Below are 15,241 nucleotides of genomic sequence, written 5' to 3' on the forward strand. Positions count from 1 at the left end.
CTTAGGTCTCGTTGGAGAGGTAGTGAGGTATCACGGAATCGGCAGGACCGTCTTCGACGATCCTGCCTTTGTTTATCCAGATAATTCTATTGCACAGAGATCTGACCAAATCCAAGTTATGCGACGTGAACACCAGCACTCGCCCCTTGTCCATCAGCTCACGCATACGTTTGGCTGATTTGATCGAGAAGTGCTGATCACCGGCACCAAAAGCCTCGTCGATCAGCAGAATATCCGGATCGATCGAGGTCGCGGTGGAAAACGCAAGCCTGATGAACATGCCGCTGGAGTAGGTCCGCACCGGCTGGTCGAGCGCCCCCTCCAACTCCGAGAATGCGACTATCTCCGGCATCCGTTGATTGATCTGCTCCCAGTCCATGCCTTGCAGCAGCGAGCGGATGCGTACATTCTCGTAGCCGCTTAGCTCCATTTCGAAGCCGGTCGCGAACTCGAACAACGGCGCCACCGTGCCGGTGACTCGCAAGGCCCCTTCGGTCGGCGGGAGGATGCCGGCCAATACGCGCAACAGCGTACTCTTACCGGCCCCGTTGGGGCCGACGATACCGACGCGTTCTCCGTCGCGAATGGTCAGATCGACACCATCGAGCGCGCGCTTGGACGGCACTTCTCCACGTCTGAGCAACTTTCGCGCGATACCCAAGCTGTTCTCAAGCGGGTAGTCGACTACGACCTTTTCAACCCTGATGGCTTCGTTCGTCATAGCGCGTACACCAGACGTGAGTCCAAGCGTCGGCAGAAGGGCATCACTATCAGCGCAAGGACCGCAACATAGGCCACCGCTCCGCTCCACGTAGCGGCCGCAGGCGCGGATCCAGTCAAAAGCGGCTCGCGAACCACTTCAAGCAGATAATAGAACGGGTTGAACTGGTAGACCGCGCCGAGCCCACGCTCCTCAAGCATCTTTGCAGGAAAGATGATCGGCGTGACGAAGAAGATCACGTTCATCAGACTACTGACCGCGTGTGGAAAATCACGCAGATAGGGGGTGATATAGGCGCTGAGAAACGCATGGAAAACCGCCGCTACCATCAGCAGTCCGATGCCCGGCAATGCAAGCGCAAGTCCTGCGACGCTGAAGCTCCCAAAAATTGCGATCACTGCCAAGCAGACCAGAAGCGAAAAAGTCAGCGTGATCGTCTGTGCCAGGACTGATCTGTAGATATATACCTGCTTCGGCAGGTTGAACTGCTTCACATAGCCTGCCGATCCCAGGAAACTCCCACTGGACTCGACGAAACTCGATGTAATGAAGCCCCAAAGCGCGAAACCTACCGTCAGGAAAGGCACGAAAGTGCGCGTATCGAGTTGGAACAGGCGCGCGTAGATCAGGCCCACGCCACCTGCCCAGATAGCGAAGCTCACTACTATCCATGCAGCACCCAGACTGGACCTGGCGAACTTTCCACGCAGATCATTGATTGCCAGATAACCCCAGACTCGCCATAACTTGAGTCCATTGAGGACATCGCGATGAAAAACGCCCGTCTGCCTCATTGGATAACTCCCAGCCCTCCGCTGCCTCCTGCCCTCAAATAGTCTGCACGCGACAGGCGCATGGTTAGCATGCCCGCGCTAGCTCCCGATTCCGCGAACCCCGCAGACCGGTACAAACGGATCGCCCGATCGTTGTTCGCGAAAACCTCGAGGTGGAGTTCGTCCAGATCGAGGTTCTCGAAGGACCAATCCAGCGTCAACAGCATTGCTTCCCTGAATAATCCCTTGCCCCGCAGGTCAGGCGCAGAAAGGAAGCGACCCACCTCCGCACGCCTCGCGCCTGGCTCAAAATTGTAAACGGAGGTCTGGCCGACCGGCATGCCGTCGTGAGTCTCGGCAAAGAACATGCAATCTCTAGTATCGGCCGCGACATAGCGCTGAAACCAAGCTTCATGCGCCTCTGACTGCAAGGGCTCCTGGCTCTTGAACCACCGCAGCGAACGTTGGTCATTCCTCCATGACAGCGTGTACGGCAGATCATGGAAGGTGAGCGCACGCAAGCGGATCAGAGAACCGGTCATGCAGGTGCCCGCCGAGAGCAAAGGATTCATTTTGCGTACTGGGCAATCAGCGCCGCGATACGCTGCACTTCGGCATGAGTCACGCCCATATGCATCGGCAACGAAAGAATCTCCGAGCTCGCCTTCGCCGCGTTAGGGCACGTACCAGCACCGAACTTGTACATGGTGTACTCGGTGTTGTCGCGATAGTGCACACCCGGATAGATTTCGTTCTCGTTGAGAGCGAGCATCAACTCGTCGCGGTTCGATACGCGCACCTGAAACAGATGGGTGGCGCTTTCGATGCCAGGCTGCATGGGAATCAAGCGCACATGGCTCGCGCCAGCCAAGTATTGGCGATACCACTGCGCCAGCTGACGGCGATAGGCGTTGTCCTGATCGAGGTAGCGCAACTGAACCAAGCCGATAGCGGCCATAATCGAGTTGCCGTGAAACTTGTATCCGACGCGCTCTACATCGTACATCCACTTGTACGCGCCCTGCGAGGCAGTGCGCGCATATGTATCTTTATTGATTCCCAGCCAAGATAGCTTGCGAACTTCTTCATCATCCTGCGCATCAGCGAAACAGATCATGCCTGAATCAGCAGTAGGCAGATTCTTTACAGCCTGAAAACTAAAAACGGTCACGTCTGCGTCATGCCCAACCTGACGACCGCCAACGCGCGTGCCGGCCATATGTGCGGCATCCAGTATCAGCGCAATGCCTTTTTCCCTGCAAAGCTTCACCACTTCGGCGTACTTGCCCGTGTTTCCACCCAAGCCGACAAACATCACCGCACGAGTGCGGTCGGTGATCCGCTCACGGATGCTCTGCGGATCCAGGCATAGGGTGTCGTCAACATCTGCAAAAACCGGAGTCAACCCGTTGTAGACAATCGCGTGGTTCGAGGAAACGAACGTCAACGGCGTGGCAATCACTTCGTCGCCCGCCTCCCATCCGAGACGACGCCCCAAGATCTCCAGCGCAAGCTGCAGGCCCACCGTATTGGAGCTCAGGAAATGAGCGTACGGAAGGCTGGTATACGCCTTCCAGTCCTCTTCGAATGCCACTGTCTTGAAACCCAAGCCAGTCCAACCCTTCTCGAGGCACTCGCGTATCTCTGCGAGGCATTCATCAACGCGAAATTTCGGGACAAACAGTTGGATAGCCATTATCTACTCCAAGTTCTGGCATTTAGTTAGAGGATCGCAGCCCCATCCGAGAGACTGACTCCGACCCAAAAAGTGATGTGAAGCGGGATGCTTTTTCTGCCTACTGCCTAAGACATAGCTTACAAGGTTAAAGCCAGAGCACGATACAAGTCCTTTTCCAGATCCTCGACCGCTTCCACTCCAACACTCAATCGGATCAATCCTTCACCAATACCTAGTTTCATGCGGCGCTCCACCGGCACCGACGCATGCGTCATCACTGCCGGATGATTCACAAGGCTTTCCACGCCGCCGAGTGATTCCGCGAGCGTGAACAAGCGAGTGTTCTCGCAGAACTTCCTTGCCGCCTCGAAGCCACCCTTCAGCACGATGGAGATGATCCCGCCGTAGCCCTGCATCTGCCGGGTGGCAAGCGCATGCTGCGGATGCGAAGCAAGCCCCGGATAGATGACCTTCTCGATCGCCGGATGCGTTTCCAGCCACTCCGCCAACGCCATCGCATTCTCGCAATGCGTCTTCATCCGCAGATGCAGGGTCTTCAGGCCGCGCAGCGCGAGGAAGCTGTCGAACGGTCCCTGCACCGCGCCGATCGAGTTCTGCAGGAAGGCCATCTGCTCGGCCAGTTCCGCGTCGTCGCCCACCACCACCATGCCGCCGACCATGTCGGAGTGGCCGTTGAGGTACTTGGTGGCCGAGTGCATCACGATGTCGGCGCCGAGTTGCAGCGGGCGCTGCAGGATCGGGGAGGCGAAGGTGTTGTCGACCACCACGCGCAGGCCGTGCTTGTGTGCGATGTCGCAGATGGCGGCAATGTCGACGATCTTCAGCATGGGGTTGGTGGGCGTTTCCACCCACACCATTCGCGTTTCCGGCGTGATGGCGGACTCGAACGCCGCCAGGTCGGTCAGGTCGACGAAGCTGAAATCCAGCGCGGCGGTGCGCTTGCGCACGCGCTCGAACAGGCGGTAGCTGCCGCCGTACAAGTCGTCCATGGCGATGACATGACTGCCGCTATCCAGCAGTTCCAGCACGGTCGAGGTGGCGGCCATGCCTGAGGCGAAGGCGAAACCCCTGCTGCCGCCTTCCAGCGCGGCGACGCAGCGCTCGTAGGCGAACCGGGTGGGATTGTGGGTGCGGGAATACTCGAAGCCCTGGTGCACGCCCGGGCTGCTCTGCGCGTACGTGGACGTCGCGTAGATCGGCGGCATCACCGCGCCGGTGCTGGGGTCCGGGGACTGACCGCCATGGATGGCCAGCGTGCCCAGGGCAAGGTCGCCGGGCGCCCCGCTGGCGGGGTTGGAAGAGTGCGCCATGTTCATGTTCCTTCAAGCAGCCGGGCATTCTACCAGCCGGGCCTTAACGTGCCGTCCATGCCATGCGATGCCGTCACCCGCGCCGGTGGCGCGGGCGGACGGGCCTACTGTGCGCGGCGTCGCAGATAGTTGAGCAGGTCGATGCGGGTGATCAGGCCGAGGAAGGCGTCCCCGTCGGTGATGATGGCCACTTGGCCCCGGTCGAATACCGGCAGCAAGGCCTCGATGGGCGAGCGCACGTCCAGGCGGTCCAGTTTGCTGACCATGGCGGTGGAAACCGGGTCGCGGAAGCGGGCCTCGTCGCCGTAGACATGCAGCAGTACGTCGCTTTCGTCGACGATGCCGGCCAGCTTGTCGCCTTCCATCACCGGCAACTGTGAGACGTCATACAGCTTCATGCGCTGGTAGGCGGTGGTGAGCAGGTCGGCGGGACTGACCACGACCGTATCGCGCTGGCTGTACGGGCGCAGGATCAGGTCGCGCAGGTCGCCGTTCTGGGGACGCTCGATGAAGCCGTTGTCCAGCATCCAGTAGTCGTTGTACATCTTCGACAGGTACTTGTTGCCGGTGTCGCAGACGAAGACCAGCACCCTCTTCGGTTCGGTCTGCTCGCGGCAGTACTTCAGCGCCGCGGCCAACAGGGTGCCGGTGGACGAGCCGCCCAGGATGCCCTCCTTCGCCAGCAGGTCGCGCGCGGTGTGGAAGCTCTCCGCGTCGCTGATCGCGTAGGCCTTCTTCACCCGGCTGAAATCCGAGATCTGCGGCAGGAAGTCCTCGCCGATGCCCTCGACCAGCCAACTGCCGGATTTGGTGCTCAGCGTGCCTTCGTTGATGTACTGGGTCAGGATCGAGCCGACCGGATCGGCCAGCACCAGCTCGGTCTGTGGCGAATGCTCGGCGAAGCAGCGCGACAGGCCGGTCATGGTGCCGGAGCTGCCGCAGCCGAAGACGATGGCATCCAGCTGGCCGTCCATCTGCCGCAGGATCTCGGGACCGGTGCCGAATTCGTGTGCGGCCGGGTTGTCCGGGTTGCCGAACTGGTTTATGAAATAGGCGCCCGGCGTCTCGCGGGCGATCCGCTCGGCCAGGTCCTGGTAGTACTCGGGATGGCCCTTGGCCACATCGGAGCGGGTCAGGATCACCTCGGCGCCCATCGCCTTCAAGTTGAAGATCTTCTCCCGGCTCATCTTGTCCGGGACCACCAGCATCAGCTTGTAGCCCTTCTGCTGGGCCACCAGCGCCAGGCCGATGCCGGTGTTGCCGGCCGTGCCTTCCACCAGAGTCGCGCCGGGCTTGAGGTCGCCGCGCTTCTCGGCGGCCTCGATCATCGACATGCCGATGCGGTCCTTGATGGACCCGCCGGGGTTGGCGCTTTCGAGTTTCAGGTAGAGGGTGCAGAGCCCGGTGTCGAGGCGCCTGGCCTGGACGATCGGCGTGTCGCCGATCAGCTCGAGTACGGAAGAGTGGATCGCCATGCGGCCGTGCATCCGGTGCGGTACAGGCCGGGATTATCGCATTGGGTGACGCGGACGGCGACGGCCGACGAGGAGGCCGCCGCCGCCCGCGACAAGAAAGTCAGGGGAGGGTCAGTGGGGCTTGGCGTCGTAGATCCGGAGCAATCGCTCCTTGGCGTGCAGCTTTTCGCGCTTCATCTGGCCGAGCAGGGTGTCGTCGATGGGCAGCACGCCGAGTTCGGCGTCGGTGACCTTCTTGTCGAGCTCGCGATGGCGCTGGTACAGCTGCTTGAACTCCGGATCGGCCTTGATGAGTGCATCGATATCGGCCTGCGGTTGACCTTCGAACATGATCGTTACCTCCTTCAGCGGAAACACGAACGCCCCGGCCTTCACAGGCACGGGGCGTTGGCTTGGGAGCGGAGCACCTGGCCGGCGGCGGGTACACGTCCGGTCGGAATGTCCTCCGCAGGCGGCTTGCCGGCGGCGGTCTCCTGCGGGGTCGGTACGGGCGTCATCGGGTCGATTCTCCGGTGAGCCAAGCGGCGGGAGCCACTTGGGTATACGACCCTACTCCTCGACTTCCAGCCCGGCAAGGGCCGAGACAAGCGACTGATTTTCCGGGGAAAACCATCCTTGGCGGGCATTCAGGCAACCGGCCCGAGAACCGCCAGAATTCGTCCAAACCCTTGATTCACATGAGGAAATCAATGCGTGATGACGACTTCCAGCGCGCGCACCTTCGTTCCGGTGCCCTTGCCGGCGCTCTGCAGGCGCGACCGGGGGATGCCCGCCGCCGTCAGCGCATCACGCAGGGCGTCCGCACGGCGCTGGCCGGGCGTCTGCTTGTCGCCATAGCCGTCGATCCTCGCCCGGGCCTTGGGGTTGGCCTGCAGGTAGGCCGCGAGCGCGCTCGCGCTGGCGGCACCGCCGCTCGACAACTTGGCGGAATTGCCGGCGAACACGTCCGCTCCCAGGGTGAACACCTCGCCACGCGTCTCGAACTTCGAGGCGGGCAGCTTGGCGCCGGAGACCAGTTCGGCCTCCTCGCGCGCCAGCTTCAGCTCGCGCTGGCGCGCCGCGCTCAGCCGGTTGGCCTGCTGGCCGGCCACCGTGTCGAGCGTGGTTTCCGCTTCCTGCCGCGCCAGCGCTTCGGCTTCGGCGGCCAGGCGCAGGCGCTCGGTCTCCTCGGCCTGGATCTGCGCCTGCACGCGCAGGCGCTCGGCCTCGCGACGGGCGCTCTCGGCTTCGCGTCGGCTCGCCTCCACCAGCAGCTCGCTGCGGGTGCGATCCAGCCGTTCCGCATCACGACGGGCCGCCTGCGCGCGCGCAGCGGTCTCGGCGATCTCGACGCGACGCTCCGCCACGTACTGCGCGGTCTCGCGCTGGCTGCGGCGTGCCTTGTCGAACGCGGCGATCGCATGCTGGGCCTGCAGCTTCTCGTAGGCCGCCACGTCGGCCAGCACCGGATCCGCCTGCAGCGCAGCCAGGCGCTGGTTCCATTGCACGATGAGCGGGTTGTCGGCGGCACTGGCCGTCAACGACGCCATGGCCAAGACGAGACCCAGAGCGACCGGGAGGATCCGAGGGCAGGACGTACTCATCGGCCACCCTCCGCACCCAACTTCTGCTGCAGGTCAGCGACTTCCGCCTTGCGCTGCGCCACTTCCGCCAAGGCGACCGCCTCCAGGCTGCGTGCGCGGGCCAGATCGGCATCCACCGCTGCCCGCTGCGCGAGATCCAGTGCTTCCTTCTTGTCGCGTGCCGCATGCGCCGCCTGGGCCTGCGCCAGCGCCTGTCGTGCAGCGGCCAGCGGTTCGGGGGCGTACTGGTCGGCGTCGGCCTGGCCGGCACGCTGCACGGCCTGCACCGCCGCTTCCAGTTCCGGTGTCGGCGCACTCTGCGCAAAGGCGGGTGCACCCGACAGGGCCATTGCCGCTACTGCGGCGGCCATCACATGCAGGGGCCGTCGGAAGTGTGAGAAGCTAGCTGTCATTAGGGTGCCGTGTCGTTGAGGGGTGCGCGCGGCCATTGTCGGAAGCCTGTGGCGCCGTTGCAACGTGGCGCCGCGCATCTTGGGGAGCTTTGCACATGGACATCGGCTATTTCCTGAAGCTGATGACCGAGAAGAACGCCTCGGACATGTTTCTCACGACCGGGGCGCCGGTCTACATCAAGATCGAGGGCAAGCTCTACCCGCTGGGCAACACCGGGTTGCCGCCCGGCATGGTCAAGAAGATCGCCTATTCGCTGATGGACGAAGGCCAGGTGCCGGTGTTCGAGCGCGAACTCGAGCTCAACATGGCCATCGCCCTTCAGGATGCCGGCCGCTTCCGCGTCAACGTGTTCAAGCAGCGCGGCGAAGTGGGCATGGTCATCCGCGCCATCCGCAGCGTGATCCCGACCATCGAGGAACTGAACCTGCCGCCGGTGCTGAAGGACATCATCATGACCCCGCGCGGGCTGGTGCTGATCGTCGGCTCCACCGGGTCGGGCAAGTCGACCTCGCTGGCATCGATGATCGACTACCGCAACACCACCAGCACCGGCCACATCCTCACCATCGAGGATCCGATCGAGTACCTGCACAAGCACAAGCAGTCGATCGTCAACCAGCGCGAAGTGGGCCTGGACACCCATGCCTTCCACAATGCGCTGAAGAACGCGATGCGCGAGGCGCCGGACGTCATCCTGATCGGCGAAATCCTCGATGCCACCACGATGGAAGCCGCCATCGCCTTCGCCGAGACCGGCCACCTGTGCCTGGCCACGCTGCACTCGAACAATGCCGACCAGACCATCGAGCGCATCCTCAACTTCTTCCCCGAGAGCGCGCACAAGAACGTGCTGATGAACCTGGCGCTCAACCTGCGTGCAGTGGTGTCGCAGCGCCTGGTGAAGGGCACCGACGGGCGCCGCATGCCGGCCGCCGAAGTGCTGATCAACACGCCGATGATCCGCGACCTGCTGCGCCGCGGGCAGGTGCACGAGATCAAGGCGGCGATGGAGGAATCGCTGGAGGAAGGCATGGAGACCTTCGACCAGTGCCTGTTCCGCATGGTCAAGGAAGGCCAGATCGAGCAGGAGGAAGCGCTGCGCGCGGCCGACTCGCGCGATGGCCTGGCGCTGAAGTTCCGCCTGTCCGAGGGCAGCAAGGGCGAACACGATCCGTACGCGGACTACGACAGCGGCAGCAGTTCGCCGCGCATCACCCACGGCTTCGGCTGAGGGCCGGGCGCGGCATCGCGGGCTGGAACGGGCGGAGGAATCCGCCCGTTTTCATGTCGGCTGCGCCACTCAGGCGTTGGCGTCGGGCTGGTTCTCGGGCCGTGCCAGGTCGAACGCCGGCAGCGCCAGGCAAGCCTGTTCGATGCGCACGATGGTCGGGAACGCCGTCATGTCCACGCCGAACCGGCGCGCATTGAACACCTGCGGCACCAGGCAGCATTCGGCCAGGCCCGGTGTCTGGCCGTGGCAGAAGGCGCCCGTCGCGGCTTCGCCGGCAAGCAAAGCTTCCATCGGCGCGAAGCCTTCGACGATCCAGTGCTTCACCCAGTCGTCGCGCTCGGCCTGCGGCACGTTCCAGGTGCCCTCGAAGTGCTGCAGCACACGCAGGTTGTTGAGGGGATGGATGTCGCAGGCGACCATCAGCGCCAGCGCACGCACGCGGGCGCGGTCGCGGGCCGTCATCGGCAGCAGGCGCGGTGACGGCCAGGCCTCGTCGAGGTATTCCAGGATCGCCAGCGATTGCCGGATCACGCGCGCACCATGCTGCAGCGTGGGCACCATGTGCTGCGGATTCTTGGCGACGTACTCCGGCGCATGCTGCTGTCCGCCGTCGCGGACCAGATGCACGGGCACGGTCTCGTAGGCCAGGCCCTTGAGGTTCAGGCCGATGCGCACGCGGTACGCGGCGCTGGAGCGCCAGTAGGAATACAGCCTGAGTTGCTCAGCCATGCAAGCCGCTCCCCGCGGTTTGCGCCTTCGATTGCCCGGATTCCGCGTCCATGCCTGCCCCTTGCTTCCTGCGGCCACACTGGGCCCGGGCGCGCCTTCAAGGCAAGGGTTGCGGCTCGATCCGTTGCTCGATCGCACCAAAAATGGAACGGCCGTCACGGTCTGTCATTTCGATGCGCACCGTGTCGCCGAAGCTCATGAACGGCGTGGACGGCTTGCCGTCGCGCAGCGTCTCGACCGTGCGCTGCTCGGCGAAGCACGACGCGCCCAGGGAGGTGTCCTCGTTGGCGATGGTGCCTGAGCCGACGATGGTGCCGGCCGACAGCGGCCGCGTCCTGGCCGCGTGCGCGACCAGTTGGGCGAAGTCGAACTGCATGTCCACGCCCGCCTCCGGCGCGCCAAACCACGCGCCGTTGATGTGGGTCACCAGCGGCAGGTGCACCTTGTTGTCACGCCAGGCGTCGTCCAGCTCGTCCGGCGTCACGAACACCGGCGACAGTGCCGAGCGCGGCTTGGACTGCAGGAAGCCGAAGCCCTTGGCCAGCTCGCCCGGGATCAGGTTGCGCAGCGACACGTCGTTGACCAGGCCGATCAGCTGGATGTGGCCGGCGGCCTGCGCAGGCGTCACCGCCATCGGCACGTCATCGGTGATGACCACGATCTCGGCTTCCAGGTCGATGCCGTACTCCTCACTGACCACCTTCACCGGATCGCGCGGCCCGTAGAACGCGGCGCTGGTGGCCTGGTACATCAGCGGATCGGTGTAGAAACTCTCCGGCACTTCGGCCCCGCGTGCGCGGCGCACGCGCTCCACGTGCGGCAGATAGGCACTGCCGTCGACGAACTCGTAGGCGCGCGGCAGCGGTGCGGCGAGCGCCTGCATGTCGAGGTCGAATGCACCGTCGGCATCGCCGGCATTCAACGATTCGTACAGCGCGTTGAGGCGCGGCGCGGTGTTGCTCCAGTCCTCCAGCGCGCGCTGCAGCGTCGGCGCGATACCGGTGGCGCGCACGCCACGGGCCAGATCACGCGACACCACGATCAACGTGCCGTCGCGACCACCTTCCTTCAGGGAACCCAGCTTCATCGGAACTCCAGATGCCGGCGCCCACGCGCCATGGTTTCAATTGTAATCAAATCGTCGGCGCGATCAGCCCACCGTCGCATCGCCCTGGAACCCATCCCGCCGGAACGTCAGCACCAGCGTATCGCGGTGGCCATGTCCGTCCAGCGGCTGGATGGGGGTGGACTCGTGGATCACCCGCTCGTCATCCAGGAACAGCAGCGACCACGGCGCCTCCAGCGTAAAGCGTTGGCCATCCGGTCCGGCCGCCGCGAACACCCGCGTTTCGCCGCCCTTGATGCCCGCGCGGCCCAGCAGCAACACGGCGACGAAATCCACGCCATCGCGGTGCGCGCCTTCCGGCGTCGGCCGACCGATGCCGTCGGTGGTATCGATGCGGAACTGGTGCGCCTCGACGTACCAGGCCCGTTCGCCCTTCAGCACGGAGCACCAGCGCCCGAGTCCCTGCAGCAGGTGCCGCCACGCTGGGGCGCCGGCCACGCCGGCTTCGATCGGCTCGAACCAGCGCTGCATGCCGCCGTGCAGGGCGTTGTAGTCCAGCGACTGCCAGTGCGCGCGGTGCGGCGCCTGCTGCACGTGATCGGCCTCGACCACGAAGCAGGAATGCCGGCGTCGCCGGTAGCGTCCGCCGTCCTTCAGATAGCCGTCCACGTCCAGCCGGTCCCAACTCGGCAACAGGGCATCCAGCGCTTCGAGTTCCACCTCCACCGCCTCGGCCATGGCGCGCGGCTCGAGGACGACATAGCCCCGCTCCTGCATGCGGCGCAGCGCATCATCCGGGGGACAGAACGGCGGTTGGAACATTGCGACCATACAAACCCCTCAACGCAAAAACCCGCCAGAGGCGGGCTTTTGCGGATGTCCAATGGACCTCGAGTTGGCAGCCCCGGATGGATTCGAACCACCGAATGCCTGAGTCAGAGTCAGGTGCCTTACCGCTTGGCGACGGGGCTGTGTAACCAGTGACGCGTAGTGTAGCGCGTCTGTTAGCGCTTGGAGAACTGCGTGGCGCGACGCGCCTTGTGCAGACCGACCTTCTTGCGCTCGACCTCACGGGCATCGCGGGTCACGAAGCCGGCCTTGCGCAGTTCCGGCTTCAGCGTTTCATCGTATTCCACCAGCGCGCGGGCGATGCCCAGGCGGATGGCGCCGGCCTGGCCGGTGATGCCGCCACCGGTGGTGGTCACGGTGATGTCGAAGGTCTCGGTGTTCTTGGTCAGCTCCAGCGGCTGGCGCACGATCATGCGGCCGGTTTCGCGGCCGAAGAACTCGTCCAGCGGACGACCATTGACCGTGATGTTGCCGGAGCCCTTGCGCAGGAACACGCGGGCGGTGGAGGACTTGCGACGGCCGGTGCCGTAGTTCTGAGTGATAGCCATGATTAGATGTCCAGGACCTGCGGCTGCTGTGCGGCGTGCGGATGATTCGGGCCGGCGTAAACCTTGAGCTTGCGATACATGTCGCGGCCCAGCGGGCCCTTCGGCAGCATGCCCTTCACGGCGGTTTCGATGACGCGTTCCGGGTGGCGCTCCAGCGCCTGCGCCAGGGTCTCGGTCTTCAGGTTGCCGATATAGCCCGTGAAGCGGTGGTACTTCTTGTCGGCCAGCTTGTTGCCGGTGACGTGGATCTTCTCGGCGTTGATCACGACCAGATAGTCGCCGGTGTCAACGTGAGGGGTATAGACGGGCTTGTGCTTGCCGCGGAGGCGGCGGGCCAGCTCGGTGGACAGGCGACCCAGGGTCTTGCCTGCTGCGTCGACGACGTACCAGTCACGCTGGACGGTCTCGGACTTGGCGGTAAAGGTGCTCATGTGAATCTCATTGTCTGGTCGGGCGGATTCCGCGGTTTCCCGGGCGGAACTTTGCCACGCGTTGTGAAGGGTGAAACGGAAGACGCGGGATTGTACGGGGCCTCGCCCCGGTGCGCAAGCCTGACCAGACAGCACCGGGAGGAGCCCGCGGGAAGACGGGGGCCCGGCCAGGCGGCACAATGGCGGCATGAACACACGGACCTTCTCGCCCCTCGATCACTGGCTGGTGGAGGCCCAGCGCGGCCTGGACACCGTCTTCGGCAACCCGCCCGCCCAGCGCGCCAACCCGGCCGGGGACACCCCCGAAGTCGCCCTCGACCCCGCCGAGCAACGCCATGCCGCCGGCCTGATGCGCATCAACCACGTGGGCGAGGTCTGCGCCCAGGGCCTCTACTTCGGACAGGCCGCGGTGGCCCGCGACGCCGCCACCCGCGCGCACCTGCTCGACGCCGCCCAGGAGGAAACCGACCACCTTGCATGGTGCGCGGATCGCCTGCGCGAGCTGGACAGCCGGCCCAGCTTGTTCAATCCGCTGTGGTACGCCGGCAGCTACGCGCTCGGCGCCCTCGCCGGCCTGCGCGGGGACGGCTGGAGCCTGGGCTTCGTGGTGGAAACCGAGCGCCAGGTCGAAGCCCACCTGGACGAACATCTGGAAACCCTGCCGCCGGCCGACCTGCGCAGCCGCGAAATCCTGACCGTGATGAAGGCCGACGAAGCCCGCCACGCCGAGCATGCCGAAGAAGCGGGCGCCCGCCTTCTGCCCGCACCGATCCCAATGCTGATGGCCGGCGCCTCCAAGCTGATGAAGGCGGTCGCCTACCGGCTGTGATCCGGTAGAGCGGAGCTTGCTCCACTGCTTCCGGGGTTGGGCCTCGCACGCCATACCCTGCGGAGCCGAGCCAGCTCGGCGCTACATGCTGGATGCCCTGGAGACCAGGGGCGGTGATGGGCTCATGCGGTCGTGCGCATGGCGCACGCTACGACGCGGCGATGGATTGGATTCATGCGGTCGCGCGCATGGCGCACGCTACGAGGCGAGCTTCAGGCCGATGATGCCGGCCACGATCAGCCCGATGCAGACAAGGCGCGCCGCCGTGGCTGGCTCGTGGAACAGCCACATGCCGACGAAGGCGGTGCCGACGGCCCCGATCCCCACCCAGATGACATAGCCCGTGCCCAACGGGATGTGCTTGAGCGCCACCGCCAGCAACCAGAAGCTGGCCGCGGCCGCCACGGCCGTGATCAGGCTGGGCCACAGGCGAGTGAAGCCTTCCGAGTACTTCAGGCCGACGGCCCACACCACTTCCAGCAACCCTGCCAACACCAGATAGACCCACGCCATACGTCACCTCCTCAGGTTGATTGCCCGGGCCAAAAAGCGAAACGGCCCGGAACTCGCGTTCCGGACCGCCGTCGGTCGTGGTGCGCGGCTTGCGCCGCGGGCGGGTCGTCCCGCCATGTGTGTGGACAGACTAGCGCAGGCCTTCCGAACCGGATGTAACCCGCGCGCGCCGCCAACCCGTCATTCCGGCAGGTTGCGCCCGTGGTACAGCTCCTCGATCTCCCGCTTCAGGCGCGCCTCGATCTTCATGCGCTCCTTGAACGACAGGTTCTTGGCCTTCTCCTCGAACAGGTAGTTGTCCAGGTCGAACTCCTTCAGGTGCATCTTCGTATGGAAGATGTTCTCCTGGTAGACGTTCACGTCGAGCATCTCGTAGCGCGACTTGATGTTCTTGGCCAGGAAGTCCTGGATCGAATTGATCTTGTGGTCGATGTAGTGCTTCTTGCCCTTCACGTCGCGGGTGAAGCCGCGCACGCGGTAATCCATGATGACGATGTCGGATTCCAGGCTCTCGATCAGGTAGTTCAGCGCCTTCAGCGGCGAAATCACGCCGCAGGTGGCCACGTCGATGTCGGCGCGGAAGGTCGCGATGCCGTTGTCCGGATGGGTTTCGGGGTACGTGTGCACCGTGATGTGCGACTTGTCCATGTGCGCCACCACCGCGTCGGAGATGATCTCCTTGCCCGCATCCTTCTTGTCGATCACCGGCTCCTCGGAAATGAGGATCGTCACCGACGCGCCCTGCGGGTCGTAGTCCTGGCGGGCCACGTTCAGGATGTTGGCGCCGATGATCTCCGCCACATCCGTCAGGATCTGGGTCAGGCGATCGGCGTTGTATTCCTCGTCGATGTACTCGATGTAGCGGCGGCGCTCGTCCTCGGACGAGGCGTAGCACACGTCGTAGATGTTGAAGCTCAGCGCCTTGGTCAGGTTGTTGAAGCCCTGCAGACGCAGGCGAGGCAGGGGTTTTACCACGGCGGTGGTCCCTCTTGGGGGAGGCGGATGAGGGGGCGGATTATGCGCCATACGGGGTGACAGTGAAATGTCCGCCACCCGCCCGTCGGTACCCTGTCACATACTGGCCCAGCGCT

General features: G+C 64.2%; 19 protein-coding genes and 1 tRNA gene. 2 read left to right on the forward strand and 18 right to left on the reverse strand.

The window, feature by feature from the left end:
- Position 1: 1 nt before the first annotated feature.
- The 10 genes from MMG85_RS02160 to MMG85_RS02200 form a co-directional block, all read right to left on the reverse strand.
- Positions 2–721 (reverse strand): ABC transporter ATP-binding protein, encoded by a 720-nt coding sequence (locus MMG85_RS02160; protein ID WP_241044476.1) that lies wholly within the window; start codon positions 719–721, stop codon positions 2–4.
- Entirely contained in the window at positions 718–1,515 is a 798-nt protein-coding gene (locus MMG85_RS02165) for an ABC transporter permease (protein WP_241044478.1), read from the reverse strand. The genes MMG85_RS02160 and MMG85_RS02165 overlap by 4 nt, the downstream gene beginning before the upstream one ends.
- A complete protein-coding gene (locus tag MMG85_RS02170) occupies positions 1,512–2,066 on the reverse strand; it encodes a GNAT family N-acetyltransferase (protein ID WP_241044480.1) in 555 nt (184 codons plus the stop codon). Before MMG85_RS02170 ends, MMG85_RS02165 begins: the two co-directional genes overlap by 4 nt.
- Positions 2,063–3,190, reverse strand: coding sequence for a DegT/DnrJ/EryC1/StrS family aminotransferase (locus tag MMG85_RS02175; protein ID WP_241044482.1), 1,128 nt, complete (start codon positions 3,188–3,190; stop codon positions 2,063–2,065). Before MMG85_RS02175 ends, MMG85_RS02170 begins: the two co-directional genes overlap by 4 nt.
- Before the next feature lie 119 nt (positions 3,191–3,309).
- On the reverse strand, positions 3,310–4,503 hold the full coding sequence (locus MMG85_RS02180; protein ID WP_241044483.1) for a cystathionine gamma-synthase: 1,194 nt from the start codon (positions 4,501–4,503) through the stop codon (positions 3,310–3,312).
- 104 nt (positions 4,504–4,607) lie between these two features.
- Positions 4,608–5,978 (reverse strand): pyridoxal-phosphate dependent enzyme, encoded by a 1,371-nt coding sequence (locus MMG85_RS02185; RefSeq protein ID WP_241044484.1) that lies wholly within the window; start codon positions 5,976–5,978, stop codon positions 4,608–4,610.
- 111 nt (positions 5,979–6,089) lie between these two features.
- Positions 6,090–6,308 carry a YdcH family protein gene (locus tag MMG85_RS02190; RefSeq protein ID WP_055940917.1) on the reverse strand — a complete coding sequence of 73 codons (219 nt, stop codon included), beginning with the start codon at positions 6,306–6,308 and terminating at the stop codon, positions 6,090–6,092.
- Between the two features lie 41 nt (positions 6,309–6,349).
- Positions 6,350–6,475: a hypothetical protein gene (locus MMG85_RS18400; RefSeq protein ID WP_277399694.1), complete on the reverse strand. Its 126-nt coding sequence runs from the start codon at positions 6,473–6,475 to the stop codon at positions 6,350–6,352.
- 189 nt (positions 6,476–6,664) lie between these two features.
- On the reverse strand, positions 6,665–7,507 hold the full coding sequence (locus MMG85_RS02195) for an OmpA family protein (RefSeq protein WP_241044485.1): 843 nt from the start codon (positions 7,505–7,507) through the stop codon (positions 6,665–6,667).
- A 50-nt stretch (positions 7,508–7,557) separates the two neighbouring features.
- A complete protein-coding gene (locus MMG85_RS02200) occupies positions 7,558–7,953 on the reverse strand; it encodes a DUF4398 domain-containing protein (RefSeq protein WP_241044486.1) in 396 nt (131 codons plus the stop codon).
- Between the two features lie 95 nt (positions 7,954–8,048).
- Between MMG85_RS02200 and MMG85_RS02205 the strand changes: the two genes are divergently transcribed.
- Positions 8,049–9,185, forward strand: a complete 1,137-nt coding sequence (locus MMG85_RS02205) for a PilT/PilU family type 4a pilus ATPase (RefSeq protein WP_055936900.1) — start codon at positions 8,049–8,051, stop codon at positions 9,183–9,185.
- A 69-nt stretch (positions 9,186–9,254) separates the two neighbouring features.
- Here the strand turns inward: MMG85_RS02205 and maiA are convergent, their stop codons facing one another.
- The 6 genes from maiA to rplM all read right to left on the reverse strand — a co-directional run bounded on the left by maiA (position 9,255) and on the right by rplM (position 12,808).
- Entirely contained in the window at positions 9,255–9,914 is a 660-nt protein-coding gene (gene maiA / locus MMG85_RS02210) for a maleylacetoacetate isomerase (RefSeq protein WP_241044487.1), read from the reverse strand.
- Between the two features lie 97 nt (positions 9,915–10,011).
- The gene (locus MMG85_RS02215; protein WP_241044488.1) at positions 10,012–11,001 is read right to left on the reverse strand and encodes a fumarylacetoacetate hydrolase family protein; all 990 of its coding nucleotides are present in this window, start codon (positions 10,999–11,001) and stop codon (positions 10,012–10,014) included.
- 63 nt (positions 11,002–11,064) lie between these two features.
- Positions 11,065–11,811, reverse strand: a complete 747-nt coding sequence (locus tag MMG85_RS02220; protein WP_241044490.1) for a 2OG-Fe dioxygenase family protein — start codon at positions 11,809–11,811, stop codon at positions 11,065–11,067.
- 65 nt (positions 11,812–11,876) lie between these two features.
- A tRNA-Gln gene (locus MMG85_RS02225) sits at positions 11,877–11,951 on the reverse strand.
- 33 nt (positions 11,952–11,984) lie between these two features.
- A complete protein-coding gene (gene rpsI / locus MMG85_RS02230) occupies positions 11,985–12,377 on the reverse strand; it encodes a 30S ribosomal protein S9 (protein WP_055936912.1) in 393 nt (130 codons plus the stop codon).
- 2 nt (positions 12,378–12,379) lie between these two features.
- A complete protein-coding gene (rplM, locus tag MMG85_RS02235; protein WP_055936916.1) occupies positions 12,380–12,808 on the reverse strand; it encodes a 50S ribosomal protein L13 in 429 nt (142 codons plus the stop codon).
- A 187-nt stretch (positions 12,809–12,995) separates the two neighbouring features.
- On the opposite strand from rplM, the gene coq7 reads away from it, so the two are divergent.
- Complete coding sequence (coq7, locus tag MMG85_RS02240; protein ID WP_241044492.1) at positions 12,996–13,637, forward strand: 2-polyprenyl-3-methyl-6-methoxy-1,4-benzoquinone monooxygenase; 642 nt, start codon at positions 12,996–12,998, stop codon at positions 13,635–13,637.
- A gap of 198 nt (positions 13,638–13,835) precedes the next feature.
- On the opposite strand, the gene sugE is transcribed toward coq7, so the two are convergent.
- Entirely contained in the window at positions 13,836–14,150 is a 315-nt protein-coding gene (gene sugE / locus MMG85_RS02245) for a quaternary ammonium compound efflux SMR transporter SugE (protein ID WP_055936921.1), read from the reverse strand.
- A gap of 180 nt (positions 14,151–14,330) precedes the next feature.
- Positions 14,331–15,125 (reverse strand): adenosylmethionine decarboxylase, encoded by a 795-nt coding sequence (speD, locus tag MMG85_RS02250; RefSeq protein WP_055936923.1) that lies wholly within the window; start codon positions 15,123–15,125, stop codon positions 14,331–14,333.
- Positions 15,126–15,241: the final 116 nt, after the last annotated feature.

Origin of the sequence: Pseudoxanthomonas sp. LH2527 (genome assembly GCF_022539275.1) — a bacterium.
GTDB lineage: Bacteria > Pseudomonadota > Gammaproteobacteria > Xanthomonadales > Xanthomonadaceae > Pseudoxanthomonas_A.